The organism is Rathayibacter sp. AY1B7 (genome assembly GCF_002932735.1).
Taxonomy (GTDB): Bacteria; Actinomycetota; Actinomycetes; order Actinomycetales; family Microbacteriaceae; genus Rathayibacter.
Window position 1 is genome coordinate 1 of the sequence record NZ_PSWK01000007.1, and the last position, 14,049, is coordinate 14,049.

Below are 14,049 nucleotides of genomic sequence, written 5' to 3' on the forward strand. Positions count from 1 at the left end.
GCGAGCGCCAAGACGGCGGGCGTCGTGATCGACGACGCGGCCGTCACCCCGCAGTACGTGCAGGGCCTCACGCCCGCGCGGGAGCTCCCGGTGGTCGGGCGGATCGCGCTGGGGAGCCTGTTCAACAAGTTCGTCATCATCATCCCGCTGGCGCTGCTGCTCTCGGCGTTCGCGCCGCAGGTGCTGCCGTACCTGCTCATCCTCGGCGGCGCGTTCCTCTGCTTCGAGGGGGCGGAGAAGGTGCTCGAGTGGTTCGGCGTCTCGCACGGCGGCCACGAGACGGAGGCGCGCGACGAGAAGAAGCTCGTCTTCGGCGCCATCCGCACCGACCTCATCCTGAGCACCGAGATCATGCTGATCGCGCTCGACGGCCTCGACCCCGACTTCGGGATCTGGCCCACGCTCGGCGCGCTCCTGGTCGTCGGGCTCGGGATGACCGTGCTCGTCTACGGCGCCGTCGCGCTGCTCGTGAAGATCGACGACGTGGGCCTGCGCCTGATGAAGAACGCGGCCCGCGGCGTGCGGCGCACCGGGGCGAGGATCGTCGCGTCGATGCCGGTCGTGTTCCGCGCGATCAGCATCATCGGGACGCTCGCCATGCTCTGGGTCGGCGGGCACCTCGTCGTCGCGAACCTCGCCGAGACGGTGTGGCACGGTCCGTACGACCTCGTGCACGTCGTCACCCACGCGGTCGAGGGCGCGGGCCCGGTCGTCGTCTGGCTGGCCGACACCTTCGTCTCGATGATCTTCGGCCTCGTGCTGGGTCTGGTCATCGCCGCCGTCGTGATGGGCGTCTCGCGCCTGCGCTCCCGCGACGAGGCGGCCGCGGGGCACTGAGCGGGGTCTCGGTACTCCGCGTGCCGCGGCTGGTCGACCGGCATGGGGGTGCGCGGTCGCTCCACCGGCGCGGAGGTGTGCGGCTGCCCGACCGGCACGGATCCGTGCTGATCGAGTAGCCCGCGCCGCGGGCGTATCGGGATCCCGCGACGCGCCGCCCCCGCAGCGCCGCTCCGACGGCGAACGACGGACCGCCCCCGTCCCCGGAGGGGCGGAGGCGGTCCGTGTCGGAGGGGGCGTCAGCAGCTGCGGGCCGCGTACGCTCCCGTCGCCACCGAGGTGACCTGCTTGCCGTCGACCGTGCCCGTCGCGGTGACGGTGGCCTGGCCGGCCGGCAGCGAGGCCGCGCGCGTGGTGAACGCGGCGCTGCCGCTCGCGCCGGGCGCGACTCCGGTGACCTGCTTCGACCCGGAGGGCGTCGCGATGGTCATCGAGACCGGCACGCCGGACTCGTTCTTCGCCGCGACGGTGAGCGTCACCTTGCCGGCGATGCAGCGGGTGGTCGCCGTGACCGCGACCGCGAGGGCGACGGGCGCCTTCAGGGTCACCGTCACCGTCGTGGTCGAGGTGACGGAGCCGTCGGCCGCGCGGACCGCGATGGTCGCGACTCCGCCGTTCGCCGTCGTCGGCTGGGTGATCCGCACGGTGGCCGCCGAGTCGGTCGCCACTGCTCCGATCACCGGCATCGCCGTGCCCTCGACGGTGACCGCGTAGGAGGTGCGGGCCGGGTCGAACCCGGCGATGCCTGCTCCTCCGACGCGCAGGGCGCCCAGGGTGGCGACCGCGGCGGGCGAGGCGACCGACTCGTAGAGCTTGGTCTCGGCCACGATCAGGTGCGTGTTGTCGTAGGCGTTCATCACGACGCGGAAGGCCTTGGCCGTAACGGGCGCGAACGACGCGACCAGGGTCGGAGCCGTTCCGCCGGCCGGCGACGCGAGGGCCACGGCCGACTCGTAGCCGGGGACCGCGGTCCAGGTCGTGCTGTCGGCGGCCTGGTACTGCAGCTGGTAGGTCTGCGCCCAGCTGGTGCCGCCGTCGGCGAGGAACTGCACCGACACCTTCTCGACCTGGTGGGTCGAGGGGAAGGTGTAGGTCAGCGAGCTCTGCGCGGCCTTGGTGCCGTTGGTCCAGTTCGACCAGCCCTTGTCGCCGTCGACGCCGTTGCGGGTGCGCTCCGGTCCGTAGCCCGACTCCGACGACGACGCGGTCGCGACGATGCCGGCGTCCGGGTTGAAGTTGCGGAGCGTGCCCGTGGTGACGAGCACCGTGAGCGTGGCGGGGAGCGTCGCGCCGTCGGCGGTCGCCGTTCCCGAGACCGTCACCTGCCCGGCCCGGGCGAGGGAGGCGGTGGTGAGCGGCGTCCAGTCCCAGACGACCGGCACCGGGAAGGTGCTGGCCGAGGCGCCCACGCGGGCGGGGACCGTCGTCGGGGCCGAGGCCTTCACTCCGGCGACCGAGGCGCCCGCGGCGGCCGTGACCGACACGGGGTCGGTCGCGGTCAGTCCGCCGACGTCGACGAGCGCGGTGACCGTGATCGTCTGGCCGTAGAGGTCGGTCGCGGTGCCGGGCACCTCGACGCGGCCGGTCGCGCCGTACGCCGAGTCGGCGGGGCGCTGCCAGGTGACGGCGAGCGGTGCGCCGGCTCCCCAGGAGTACTGCGGGGTGATGCTCGCGGGCAGGGTCGGAGCGACGCCCGCGGTGGTGCGGACGGCGATCGTCTGGCCGGCGGTCGGCGCGAGGTCGCGGAGGGACCACGACTGGTTCGCTCCGCCGTTGGAGGTGTAGACGCCGACCGACGCGTTGTCGGCACTGGAGCCGCCGTTCACGTCGAGCGACTGGGCGATCGACTCGTTGACGAGCGAGAAGTTCACGCCGTCGGTGGTGTTGACGATCCAGCGGGTCGCGGCGGTCGTCTTCGCCGCGTCGACGGACAGCGAGCGCAGGTCGGTGCCGGCGGTCGTGGCTCCGAGCACGCGTCCGTCGCCGTTGACGAGGACGACGCGGCGGGTGGCCTCGCGCTCGCCGGCGGCGACCTCGCGGACCGTCCAGGTCTGCTTGGCGGCCGTGGCGGAGTCGGTGGCGAGGCCGGTGATCGTGGTCGCGGCGCCCGAGGGGTTGCCGGTCAGGGCCTTGCCGCTCTGGGTGCCGACCAGCTGGTAGCGGTGGCCGTCGCGCAGGGCGGGGGCGGAGTCGGCGACTCCCGAGACTCCGTCGATCGAGAAGCTCGTGACCGACTTGGCGGGCACGGTGATCGTGGCGGTGCGCGAGATGCGGTCGACGCTCACCGGCGTCTTGGCGACCAGGGCGTTGCTCGTGGGAGCGGCTGCCGAGGAGGCCTTCGTGGTGACGTAGGGGGTGACCGTCGCGGTGTCGGCGATGGTGCCGAAGCGGGAGAGGTCGAGCACGACGGTCTTCTCGGTCGCGGTGCTGTTGGTGTGCACGACGGTCGCGCCCGAGCCGTCGCCGCGGACGGCGGCGGTAGAGGAGCTGTCGTTGGAGGGCATCAGGTGGTCGCCCTCGTGGATGAACTTGGTGAAGTTCCGGATGGTGTTGAACTTCGAGTTCGTCTCGACGCCGCAGACCGGGGCCTTGGTGGAGTCGCCACCGGCGTCGGCGACGCGGCGGACCGACTTCCAGACCTCGGTCCCGTTCTCCTGGTACGGCTTGCAGTCCAGGTCGATGTAGACGGAGCCCCAGTTGAGGTTCTCGCCCTTGGGCTTGGGCTGCTGCATGTTGTAGTAGTCCTCGACGGGCTGCCAGAGCACCCACGCCTTGGGCTCGAGCTCGCGCAGGTCGTCGTTGATGCGGCCGGCGATGCCGAGGCCGTTCTCCATGTTGGTGGGGTCGAAGCCGGTGACCCAGTTGCCCTCGATCTCGCTCATCCACAGGTCGGTGTCGGCCTGCTTCGCGAGGTCGCGGACCTTGAGGCGGCCCGAGGTGCCGTAGGTGTGGACGTTCATCCGGTCGACCTCGGCGCGGATCGCGGCGGAGTAGGCGGCCCAGTTCGTCGCGAAGATGTCGGGGTTGGTCTCGTCCATCGCGGCGATGCCGGCGTCGGTGGTCGAGGCGTCCAGCGCGGCGGCGACGTCGGGGATCAGACCCGCCTGGCGCGTCGGTCCGACGTGCATTCCCTCCTGGCGTCCGCCGGTCGGGACGCCGTTGGAGAGCTGCGTGCCCCAGTAGTTCGTGTTCGGCTCGTTGAAGGGGTCGAGCGTGTCGAACTCGATGCCGTACTCGTCCTCCATGTGCTCGGTGACCTTCACGAGGTACTTCGCGAACTGCTCCTCGGCGGCGGGCTTCAGCTGCTCGCTGTTCGCGTCGAAGCCGCCCGAGACGTAGCCGCTCTCGGTCATGAAGTACGGGGCGGAGTTGGAGAACGCCTCCCAATGCGAGATCTGCTTCTCCTCGGCGAGCCTCTCGACCCACCAGCGCTGCGTCTCGTCGGCGGTCCAGTCGTAGGAGGCGGGGTCGTCCGCGTTCCACTTCGCCAGGAGCGCATCGCGGTCGGCGAGCTTCGTGGAGGTGCCGCCGTAGGTCGACGCGTCGCCGGCCGGGTTCGGCTTCCACCAGCCCTCGACGGCGCCGCCCGGGCGGAGGTAGTCCTTCACGTCGGAGGCGTTGCCGCCGCCGATGTTGTAGCGGGCGATGTTCAGGTCGAGGCCGCTGTCGCCGAAGACCTTCTGGTAGAGGTCCTCGCGGAGGGCCTCGGGATAGCCGCCGGTCGCGTTCGCGAACCAGACGAGGCTGGTGCCCCAGCCCTCGAACGCCTCACCGGCGGCGGCGGGGTTCGGCGTGATGCGGAACGCGTCCGCGGCCTGAGCGGGGGCCGCTGCGGCGGGGATCGCCAGCAGTGCTCCTGTGGCCAGGGCGGCGCTCGTGGCGAGCGCGGCGACCCTTCTGAAGGACATCGACATTGATGCGGTCTCTCTTTCGCCATCGAAATGCGGGCGTGTTCACGTGAACGCGCCCTGACGGCCGACTGTACATGTTCACGTCAACAATCGGAAGGTGCTCAGGGGCGGGCGAGGCCCGCAGAGTCGAGGAGCCGGGAGTCGTCGCAGTCGACGTCGAGTGCGACGACTCCTGGAGGGTCGTGGGCATGCGGAGGCGTGCGGCCGTGCGCCGCGACACCCCCGCGCTCAGACGCGGTGCGTCGTCTCCGGGAAGGCCTCGGGCTCGCACTGGATGGTCGCGTGGTCGATGCCGTGGCGCTCGCGGAGGACGGCGAGCACCCGCGAGAGCGCGGTGCGGTAGTCGGCGTCGGGGGCGACGACCACGTGGCCGGTGGCGCTCTCCATGCCGGAGGTGATCGTCCACACGTGCAGGTCGTGCAGCGCGAGCACGCCGGGGACGGCGCAGACGTCGCGCTCGAGGGCCGCGAGGTCGACGTGCGCGGGCGCCGACTCCATGAGGATCCCCAGCGCCTGCCGCGTCAGCGACCAGGTGCGGGGAAGGATCAGCAGCCCGATCAGCACGCCGACGATCGGATCCGCCCACGCCCAGCCGGTGGTGAGCAGCACGATCGCCGCCACGATCACGCCGATCGAGCCGAGCGCGTCGCCGAGCACCTCGAGGGAGGCTCCGCGGAGGGTGATGCTCTCCTTCGCCCCGGCCGACAGCAGGCGCAGGCTCACGAGGTTGACCGCCAGGCCCACGACGGCGGTGATCAGGAGGGGGCCGCCGGGCACCGCGGGCGGTTCGGCGAAGCGGCGGACGGCCTCGACGATCACGAACGCGGCGACCGCGAACAGCAGCAGGCCGTTGGCGAGGGCGGCCAGCACTTCGAGGCGGTAGGAGCCGTAGGTGCGGCCCTTCGCGGCGGGGCGGGCGGCGAGCGAGATCGCGGCGATCGACATCCCGAGCGCCAGCACGTCGGTGCCCATGTGCGCGGCGTCCGAGAGCAGCGCGAGCGAGCCCGTCGCGACTCCGACCGCGAACTCGACGACCATGAACGCCGCGGTCAGGACGAAGGCGGCCACGAGCGGACGCCGGTGCCGCGCGGCGGCGGAGCCGGCCGGAACGCCGTGAGAGTGGCCCATCGGCTCCTCCGATCCCCTGTTCGTATAAACAGTCTTGCATGCGTCCGGAGGCGAGCGCGAGGGCCCTCAGCCGACCAGCGGGTCCAGCGCCTCGCCGAGGTAGGGCGCCAGGGTCCGGGCGTACGACTCGGTGAGGTGCCCGAGGTCGCGGTACACCTTCACTCCGCCGATCACGAGGGGGCAGCCGCGGTCGTCGCAGAACCAGCGGGTGAGGTCGACGGCGGCGGCGCCCGGCCAGTCCTCGGCGGCGGCGGCCATCAGCTCGCGGTCGGCGAAGGCCTCGTCGAGCGGCACGCTGCAGTCGGCCGCGGAGCCCGGCCCCTCGGCGCAGGCCAGCAGGGAGAGCGAGGGCAGCACCGGATTGTCGCGGATCGCGACCACCGTGGATCCGCGGGCGATCAGCGGCGCCCACGACTCGTGGAACCCGTCGATGCCGGCCTGCTCGTCGGGGGTGCCGGACGCGTCGACGAACACGGACTTCTTCGCGGAGTAGGCGGTGACGACGAGCGCGTACGGCTCCTGGCCGGCGAGCTCCTCCTGCAGCTTCCCGTTCCAGACGTCGCAGGAGCGGCGGGAGGAGGCGGAGTCGTCGCGCCGCTCCGCGGTCGAGAAGACGCAGCCCGTCTTGTAGTAGGTGTGCAGGTCCCAGCCGCGCTCCTCCGCGACGCCGCGCAGCGCCGGGAAGAAGGACGCCGCATGCGAGTTGCCGATGAGCAGCACACGGAGGCCGGCGGGATCGCCGAAGCGGCACTCCTTGAGCGCGGTGCCGGAGTTGCCCGTGCTGCACTCGTCGGTGTTCAGCGCGGAGCCGTCCTCCGAGGCGTCGACGGCGGGCAGGCTCGTGGTCCAGAAGTCGGAGCAGGCGTTCGCGAGCGCCGCGGCTCCGACGCAGCCCTCGGTCGAGACGGGGAGGGCGTGCGCGCGGGTGAGGTCGGCGGCGATCGCGGCGTTCGTGCCGGTGAGGCCCGTCGCTCCGGCCAGGGCGGCGACGGCCAGCAGGGCCGCCGGGGCGAGCGCGCGGAGGCGGTGCGGGCGCTCGGCGGGGGCGCGGCGGTGGAGGGGGTCCTCGAGGAAGCGCTTCGAGGCAGCGGCCAGGAGGATCGCGGCGGCGATGACGCCCAGGCCCGCGAGGGCGGTCGGGTCCTCGCCGGTGCTCTCGCGCCAGAAGACCAGGAGTGGCCAGTGCCAGAGGTAGATCCCGTAGCTCAGGCCGCCCAGCCACACGAGCGGGCGCAGGGCCAGCAGTCGGCCGACGCCGCGCTCCGGGGCGGGGCCGGTCCCGGCGACGAGCACGAGCACCGCCGAGAGGGTCGGCCAGAGCGCGGCGGTGCCGGGGAACGCGCTCGAGACCTGGAGCACGAATCCGCAGGAGACGACTCCGATCAGCCCCAGCCACCCGGCGACCGTCCGCAGGGCCGCCGGGATCGCCAGTCCCGGGAGCACGAGGGCCGCGAGCGAGCCGAGCCCGAACTCCCACGAGCGGGCGAGGGTGCTGTAGTACGCGGTCGGCTGGTCGATCCCGACCAGCACGACGGAGAACGCGAACGAGAGGACGGTGAGCGCCGCGACGAGCGCCAGCAGGAACCGCGGCAGCTGCGCGCGTCGCCGCAGCAGCACGGCGGCGAGGGTCGCGACGAGCACCAGGGCGAGCCAGATCAGGTAGAACTGCCCCTGCACCGACATCGCCCAGAAGTTCTGCACCGGCGAGTGGAAGTCGTCCTGCGCGAGGTAGTCCACTCCGGCCCGCGCGAGCGCGACGTTCTCGACGTAGAAGGTCGAGGCGAGCACCTCGGTGAAGGTCTGCAGCAGCTGCGAGGGGCGCAGGAGGAGCGGAGCGAGCGCCGCCACGACGACCAGCACCACCGCGGCCGCCGGGAAGAGCCGCGAGGCGAGCCTCCGGAGGAAGGCGATCGGACGCACGCGCCCGAACCGGCGGATCTGGCCGAGGAGGGTCAGGGTGGTGAGGAACCCGGCGATCACGAAGAAGACGTCGACGCCTCCGGAGACGCGGCCCAGCCAGATGTGGAACGTCGCGACCAGGAGGGACGCGACGGCGCGCAGTCCCTCGATCTCGGGCCGGTAGCCGGACGCGTCGGCCTTGCGCACCAGCGCGAACCGGCCGGAGGGGGCGGTGCGGGCGGAGTGGCGGGGCAACGGGTTCCTTCCGTGACGGTCGGCGGGCGGTGGGGCGGGCGCCGTCGAGCGTCGGTGTTCAGGATCGCGCTCTCGCGCCCCCAGGTGAACCGTGTCCGGGGTGCTGTCCACCTGGTTGGGGGCTGCGGAGGCGAGGTGCGCGACAGGTGTCCGCTTACTCGGCTGTTTCGGGCCTTCTGAGTGCATCGAGAACTCGGAGGTCGCCGTTCTCGCGCGCGACCACGGCGACTTCTGCGGAGTCGTCGGCGGGCGGGACCGAGGGTGGATCGAAGGCGGGTGGCGCGGATCGACTGGCGCGGATGGACGGGCTTAGGTGAGGTAAGGCTATGCTTACCCGGGCTCCACGCCGAGACGCGGGTGCCGCCCGCCGACGGACCGGGCCGACGAGCCCTGCCGGCGAACCGGGCCCATGAACCGGGCCTATGAACCGGGCCGACGACCGACGCCCACGAACCACGGGAGATCCATGTCCACGCACCGACGGCGCCCCGCCGCCCTCGCCCTCGCCGCCCTGACCCTGCTCGCCCTCACCGGCTGCGGCGCCTCCGAGCAGATCGAGCCCGAGAGCACGGCCGCCGCGGGGGAGGGCACGACCTCGTACCCGCTCACGCTGGACAGCTGCGGGACCACGACCACCGTCGCCGCCCCTCCGCAGCGGGTCGTCTCCCTCGACCAGAACTCGACCGAGATCCTGCTGTCCCTCGGCCTCGAGGACCGGATGGTCGGCACGGCCTCCTGGACCGACCCCGTGCTCGAGACCCTCGCCTCCGCGAACGAGAGCGTGCCGCGCCTGGCCGACAACGCGCCCACCTACGAGGTGCTGCTCGGTGCCGACCCGGACTTCGTCACCGCCTCCTTCGGCCGGCACTACGCGCCCGAGGGCGTCGCCTCGCGCGACCGCCTCGCCGAGACGGGGATCGGCTCCTACCTCGCCCCCTCCGACTGCGACAACGGAGCGAGCGTCAACGGCGGGAGCGGCACGCGCACCGTCCCGCTGACCGTCGACGTCCTCTACCAGGAGATCCACGAGCTGGCCGAGGTCTTCGACGTGCAGCAGCGCGGCGACGCCCTGGTCGCGCAGCTGCAGGAGCGCGCCGCCGCCGCCACCGAGGGGGTCGACCTCGGCGGCCGGAGCGTCGCCTTCTGGTTCGCCGACACCAAGACGCCCTACATGGCCGGCGGCTACAACTTCGCCTCGATGCTCGGCACCACGACCGGCATGACCAACGTCTTCGCCGACCGCACGGAGGACTGGCCCGCCGTGGGCTGGGAGAGCGTCGTCGCGGCCGACCCGGACGTCCTGGTCCTCGGCGACCTGCAGCGCGACCGCTTCCCCGGCGACCGCCTCGACGACAAGACCGCGTTCCTCCGCTCCGACCCGCTGACCAGCAGCCTGCCCGCGGTGCAGGACGGCCGCTTCATCGCGCTCCACGGCGCCGAGATGAACCCGTCGATCCGCTTCGTCGACGGGCTCGAGAAGATCCGCGCCTGGTGGGACGAGAACGGGGCCTCGCTCTGAGCACGCACACGGGCACGGGCGCGGTCCTCGTCCGCCGGGTGCCGCGCGGTCTGGCCGCCGCGGCGCTGGTCGTCGGCGGGCTGCTCGCGCTGGCGCTCTCGGTCGGCGTCGCGGTGACGCTCGGCCCGGCCGACGTCTCGCTCGTGAACGTCCGCGACATCCTCCTCAACCACCTCGGGCTCGCCTCCGTCCCGGTGCGTGCGGCCGAGGACGCGATCGTCTGGCAGGAGCGCCTCCCGCGCGCACTCGTGGCCGCGGCCTGCGGGGCGGGGCTCGGCGTGTGCGGAGTGATCCTGCAGTCGCTGCTGCGGAATCCGCTCGCCGACCCGTTCGTGCTGGGCGTCTCCTCCGGAGCCTCCACGGGCGCGGTGCTCGTCGGCGTGCTCGGGGTCGGCGGAGGAGTGGTCGGGCTCTCCGGAGGCGCCTTCGTCGGCGCGCTGGTCGCCTTCGGCTTCGTGCTGCTGCTCACGCGGTTCTCGGCGGGCGGCACCTCGGGCGTGATCCTGGCGGGGGTGGCGAGCACGCAGCTGTTCTCGGCGCTGACCTCGCTGATCGTGTTCGCGCTCGCCGACTCGGACGAGACGCGCGGCGTGATGTTCTGGCTGCTCGGCTCCCTCGAGGGCATGCGCTGGGACGACGTGGCGCTGAGCGGAGGAGTCGTGCTGCTCGGCTCCGTGGTCTGCCTCGCCGCGGCGCGCACGCTCGACGCGTTCGCCTTCGGGGAGGACATGGCCGCGTCGCTCGGCGTGCACGTGGGCCGCACCCGCCTCCTCCTGCTGGTGGTGACGGCCCTGCTGACGGCGACCCTGGTGAGCATCGCCGGCGCGATCGGCTTCGTGGGGCTGGTGCTGCCGCACGCCGCGCGACTCGTGTTCGGCCAGCGGCACTCGCGGGTGATCCCCGCGACGATCCTGCTCGGCGCGGTGTTCCTGGTGTGGGTCGACGCCGGATCGCGGGTGGCGTTCGCGCCGACTCCGCTGCCGGTGGGGGTCGGCACGGCACTCGTCGGCGTGCCGGTGTTCATGCTGCTGCTCCTGCGGCGGAGGGGCCGCTCGTGACGCTCGAGGCCGACCGGGTCTCGTGGCGCCGGGGCGGCCGCCTGGTGGTCGACGGGGTCTCGCTCCGCCCCGCTCCCGGCTCGACAGTGGGACTGCTCGGGCCCAACGGCTCGGGCAAGTCGTCGCTGCTGCGGCTGCTGCAGGGCACCGCGGCTCCGGACGCCGGCGTCGTCACCCTCGACGGCGCGCCGCTCCGCTCGCTCCGCCGCCGCGAGGTCGCCCGGGCCGTGGCCACGGTGACGCAGCAGGCCGAGACGGAGGCGGACCTCCCCGTCCGCGACGTCGTCCGGCTGGGGCGGACACCGCACCGCTCCCTTCTGGGCGGAGACACGGCCGAGGACCTGCGCGCGATCGAGCGCGCCCTCGAGCAGGTGGGTCTCGAGGCGAAGGCCGACCACCTCTGGCACACCCTCTCGGGCGGCGAGCGGCAGCGCGCGCACATCGCCCGGGCGCTGGCGCAGGAGCCGCGCGAGCTGCTGCTGGACGAGCCGACCAACCACCTCGACATCCGCCATCAGCTGGAGCTGCTGGCCCTGGTGCGGGCGCTGCCGGTGACCACGGTCGTCGCGCTGCACGACCTCAACCTCGCGGCCCTGTTCTGCGACGCGCTGCTGGTGCTGCGCGAGGGGCGCGTGGTCGCGGGCGGCACCCCGGAGGAGGTGCTCACTCCGGCGCTGATCGCGGACGTCTACGGGGTGCGCGCCCGCGTGATCGTCGACGCCGGACGGCCGCACGTGCTGTTCGACTCCTGATTCCGCTGCCGCATCCTGACCCCACTGCCAGACGATCGTCGATCAGTCAACGGCCTCGTCCACTTCCAGCAGCGCGTTCTACCGTCGGTGAACCGGCTTCGAGACCTCACAGGAGAGGTCCCCCTCGCGCTGGGCGAGGTGCTCTCCTGACGGAGGGCGATGGACGTGCCGGTGACGACGAGGGGAGTCGAGAGATGTCCAGAGACGACGTGGCACCGGGGCGGTTCGCGCGGTTCGTGAAGTGGGTCAACAAGGCCGACGGCTGGGAGCCGCAGTACCTGCGCGGGCGGGTCGTGGCCAAGAAGGACGGCGAGTGGATCGTCGCGGTCGACGGCGAGGAGCGCCGGATCGTGAAGAAGGAGTGGAGCGTCTACCGCTGACCCTCGGGGAGGACTCGTGATGCTGCCCGACCGGCGCACTCCCGAGATCAGAGAGGCGCGTCCCGGAGTCTTCGTGCTCGAGCTGCGCCGCACCCGCCGCCGGCCCGCCGAGGAGCTGGGCGTCCTGATCCGCACGGGCACGACCTGGACGGTGCTGGGCCCCGAGGGCGTGCTCTCCGACGTGCCGAGCTTCCACGACGCCGTGGCGGCCCTGCGCGAGTAGCGAGGCACCACCGAGGTACCCGCGGCCCCGCTGAGTCGCCCGAGACGGTCGCCCGCTCCGGCGTGTCGACGACCGTCTCGGGCGCCTCAGCGCTGACGCGGAAGGGGACGGCGCGGCGGTGGTGCCGCCGAGGCGTGGGCCCGCCGCGCCTACAGCTGGCGGCCCGGCCGCTGCAGGCCCACGACGGTGACGGTGAGGGTCGCGGAGGTGCTCTGCGCGGCGGACGGCGCGGACTCCGAGAGGCGCACGGTCAGGCGGAGGTGGTCGGTCGCTCCGACGGAGAGGGCGGGGGAGCCGGGCAGGTCGAGGCGGGAGGCGGCGGGGCGGTCGGCCGACACGGTGGTGACGGTGCCGGGGCAGGTCGCGGCATCGGCCGACCAGGACAGCGAGCATCGCTCGATCGCGAGCTGCAGGCCGTCCGAGAGGTCGGTGCCGGTGGCCGTCTGCAGTTGGAGGGCCGACATCGGCAGGGTCCCGGCGTTCGTCAGGTCGAGGAGGCGCCGGGCCGTGCCACCGGGGACGAGGCCCGCGACGGGGACCGGCACGGTCGTCGCTCCGGTGCCGGTGAACGTCGCGATGACGGTGCCGGAGGCGACCCGCGCGCTCACGGAGCCCCGGTCCAGGAGCACGGCGGTGGCGGTGGCGGCGGCGCCGAGGACGAGCGCGCCGGCGACGAGTCCCGCCAGGCCGGCGCGGGAGACCACGCGGCGGCGGACCTCGGGAGAGTGGCGCGGGGCTCCGCGGTCGCGGGAGGACGGCCGGGCGCTGTGCCGTCCGTGCTCAGCGGGCGGACGCAGGGGCTCCGGGGGCGGCGTGCCGTCCGACGAGCGGTGCGCGCCGCTCACGGGGCGACCTCCGCGGGGCGGCGCCAGATGGCGATCAGGAGCGCGCCCACGATGACCGCGCCGCCCGCGGCGAAGAGCGCGAACCGCGCCTCCGGTTGGGCGAGGCCGATGCTCGGCCAGCCCAGCAGCGGCACCACCGAGCTCTCGCGCCAGATCCGCTCGTCCGCGATCGTCACGATCCACGGGTCGGCCGACTCGTTGTTGTCGCCCTTGGTGGTGAGCGCCAGCTGGCCGAGCTCGCGGCCGCGTAGGGACGCAGCCTCCTCCTCGGAGTAGACGAGGGTGACGCGGTGGATGACGCGGCGGCCCGGATCGTCCGGGTCGGTGAAGACGATCACGTCGCCGGCGCGGATCGCGGCCTGGTCGACGGGCAGGGTGACGGCGAGGGAGCCGACGGGCATCCCGGGCGCCATCGAGTTCGACAGCACCGGCACGAGCCGCACGAGACCGAGCGCGGAGAGGACGAAGACGGCGATGCCGGCGACGGCCACGATCGTGACCAGTCCGCCGAGGAGAGCGCGGAGGGCCTTCACCCCTGCTCCCTCCGGTGACGACGGCGCGCAGCCGCGGCGAGCAGGGCGCCCGAGCCGAGGGCGAGCATCCCGCCCAGGAGCGCGGCGCCCAGGTCGCGGCCGGTGACGGCCAGCCCGCCGCCCGCCGCTCCGGGGAAGGAGCCGGGGCCGGGCGTCGCGGAGGGATCCTCCTCCGTCGTGCCCACGAGCACCCGCAGCGACGCCGCCGCGAGCTCGGTCCCGTTGCCGGCCGACTCCGGGAACAGGACGCGGACGCGCACGCCCACGGTGGCCCCGCGCTCGAGCGGACGGACACCGTCGAGCCGGCCGAGCGTCGCCGCGGGTCCGGATCCGAGCGGCACAGCGTCGTCGGGGCAGAGGTAGCGCTCGACCGTGCGCTCCCCGTCGACGACCTCGGCGACCGTGAACGCCGAGTCGCAGAGTTCGACGGACAGCTGGAGGCCGTCGCGCGGGTCCTGCGCCAGCGTCCCTCCGTCGACCGCGAAGGCCACGGAGACCCCCTGCGGCGACAGGCCGGTGCTGGTCACCTCGACAGCCCACTCGGCGCGGTCGCCCGGAGCGAGGTCGGTGAGGGATCCGGGCGCCGAGAGCTCGCGCACGTCGAGCACGCCGACGGGCTCGGCGCTCGCCGCGGGCGCGAGGAGCACCACCGCGAGGACGGCGACGAGCGCACGGGCGTGGGGCATGGGGACGACTCCGGGAGGAAAAG

Annotated in this window: 12 protein-coding genes; 6 read left to right on the forward strand and 6 right to left on the reverse strand. The window is 73.4% G+C overall.

Translation table 11 applies throughout. From position 1 onward, the window contains the following. Positions 1–837 (forward strand): DUF808 domain-containing protein (locus C5C95_RS05465; RefSeq protein WP_104323983.1); only part of this gene is annotated, 837 nt, incomplete at its 5' end. 239 nt (positions 838–1,076) lie between these two features. Here the strand turns inward: C5C95_RS05465 and C5C95_RS05470 are convergent. From C5C95_RS05470 to C5C95_RS05480, 3 genes are all read right to left on the reverse strand, one after another. Then, positions 1,077–4,745, reverse strand: a complete 3,669-nt coding sequence (locus tag C5C95_RS05470) for a glycoside hydrolase (protein ID WP_146087054.1) — start codon at positions 4,743–4,745, stop codon at positions 1,077–1,079. 231 nt (positions 4,746–4,976) lie between these two features. Beyond that, a complete protein-coding gene (locus C5C95_RS05475; RefSeq protein ID WP_104226358.1) occupies positions 4,977–5,876 on the reverse strand; it encodes a cation diffusion facilitator family transporter in 900 nt (299 codons plus the stop codon). A gap of 66 nt (positions 5,877–5,942) precedes the next feature. Continuing rightward, positions 5,943–8,030 (reverse strand): acyltransferase family protein, encoded by a 2,088-nt coding sequence (locus tag C5C95_RS05480; protein WP_181125577.1) that lies wholly within the window; start codon positions 8,028–8,030, stop codon positions 5,943–5,945. 466 nt (positions 8,031–8,496) lie between these two features. On the opposite strand from C5C95_RS05480, the gene C5C95_RS05485 reads away from it, so the two are divergent. The 5 genes from C5C95_RS05485 to C5C95_RS05505 all read left to right on the forward strand — a co-directional run bounded on the left by C5C95_RS05485 (position 8,497) and on the right by C5C95_RS05505 (position 11,962). After that, positions 8,497–9,549, forward strand: a complete 1,053-nt coding sequence (locus tag C5C95_RS05485) for an ABC transporter substrate-binding protein (RefSeq protein ID WP_104323986.1) — start codon at positions 8,497–8,499, stop codon at positions 9,547–9,549. Continuing rightward, entirely contained in the window at positions 9,522–10,607 is a 1,086-nt protein-coding gene (locus tag C5C95_RS05490; protein WP_104323987.1) for an iron ABC transporter permease, read from the forward strand. The genes C5C95_RS05485 and C5C95_RS05490 overlap by 28 nt, the downstream gene beginning before the upstream one ends. Further along, on the forward strand, positions 10,604–11,359 hold the full coding sequence (locus C5C95_RS05495) for an ABC transporter ATP-binding protein (protein WP_104226361.1): 756 nt from the start codon (positions 10,604–10,606) through the stop codon (positions 11,357–11,359). Before C5C95_RS05490 ends, C5C95_RS05495 begins: the two co-directional genes overlap by 4 nt. A gap of 194 nt (positions 11,360–11,553) precedes the next feature. Further along, entirely contained in the window at positions 11,554–11,739 is a 186-nt protein-coding gene (locus C5C95_RS05500; RefSeq protein ID WP_104223398.1) for a hypothetical protein, read from the forward strand. 16 nt (positions 11,740–11,755) lie between these two features. Further along, entirely contained in the window at positions 11,756–11,962 is a 207-nt protein-coding gene (locus C5C95_RS05505) for a hypothetical protein (protein ID WP_104256374.1), read from the forward strand. Between the two features lie 149 nt (positions 11,963–12,111). On the opposite strand, the gene C5C95_RS05510 is transcribed toward C5C95_RS05505, so the two are convergent. The 3 genes from C5C95_RS05510 to C5C95_RS05520 all read right to left on the reverse strand — a co-directional run bounded on the left by C5C95_RS05510 (position 12,112) and on the right by C5C95_RS05520 (position 14,026). Further along, positions 12,112–12,666, reverse strand: coding sequence for a peptidase (locus C5C95_RS05510; protein ID WP_104263573.1), 555 nt, complete (start codon positions 12,664–12,666; stop codon positions 12,112–12,114). A 137-nt stretch (positions 12,667–12,803) separates the two neighbouring features. Then, the gene (locus tag C5C95_RS05515) at positions 12,804–13,340 is read right to left on the reverse strand and encodes a signal peptidase I (protein WP_104323988.1); all 537 of its coding nucleotides are present in this window, start codon (positions 13,338–13,340) and stop codon (positions 12,804–12,806) included. After that, positions 13,337–14,026, reverse strand: coding sequence for a hypothetical protein (locus tag C5C95_RS05520; RefSeq protein WP_104323989.1), 690 nt, complete (start codon positions 14,024–14,026; stop codon positions 13,337–13,339). The genes C5C95_RS05515 and C5C95_RS05520 overlap by 4 nt, the downstream gene beginning before the upstream one ends. Positions 14,027–14,049 lie beyond the last annotated feature (23 nt).